We start from the raw sequence: 551 nt of genomic DNA, 5'->3' as shown, positions 1-551 counted from the left end.
CCGCGAACCGCTGGGTGTTCGCGGTGAAGGGCGCCGCGGGGGTCAGCCGGTGGTGAGGCGGGCGGGCTGGGTGCCGGCGATGAGCGCGGTCAGCGCGTGGTCGATGTCGGGGCCGAGGTACCAGTCGCCGGTGTGGTCGAGGGTGTAGACGCGGCCCTGGGTGTCGATGGCGAGGAGGGCGGCGGTGTCGGTCTCCTCGCCCAGCGGGCTGAGTTCGGTGCCGAGCGCGCGGCCGAGGTCGCCGAGGGTGCGGGCGAGGTGCAGGCCCTGGAGCGGGTCGAGGTGGAGGTTGGCCGGGGCGATCTGCCGGCCGGTGCCGGTGGGGGTGATGCGGAGTCCGCCGAACTCGGCCCAGGCTTCGACGGCGGCGGGGAAGACGGCGTGCCGGTGTCCTGCGGGGGAGAGGTGTTCGCGCAGGGTGTCGGCCCAGAACTCGGCCTGCTTTATGTCCCAGCGGCCGGGGTGCCAGCCCGCGGTGCGCAGCGCGTTGTCGACGGCGCCGGGGAAGCGGGGTGCGGTGCCGCCCGGCCCGTGGGGTGCGGTGGGCCGGG

General features: G+C 76.0%; 1 protein-coding gene. It reads right to left on the bottom strand.

The window, feature by feature from the left end; all coding sequences use genetic code 11:
- Nucleotides 1-42: 42 nt before the first annotated feature.
- Entirely contained in the window at nt 43-483 is a 441-nt protein-coding gene (locus tag CCN33_RS30300) for an SUKH-3 domain-containing protein (RefSeq protein WP_086696489.1), read from the bottom strand.
- Nucleotides 484-551: the final 68 nt, after the last annotated feature.

This window comes from Streptomyces recifensis, from assembly GCF_002154615.1.
Taxonomy (GTDB): Bacteria; Actinomycetota; Actinomycetes; order Streptomycetales; family Streptomycetaceae; genus Streptomyces; species Streptomyces griseoluteus.
This window is presented reverse-complemented; position numbering and strand designations above follow the sequence as displayed.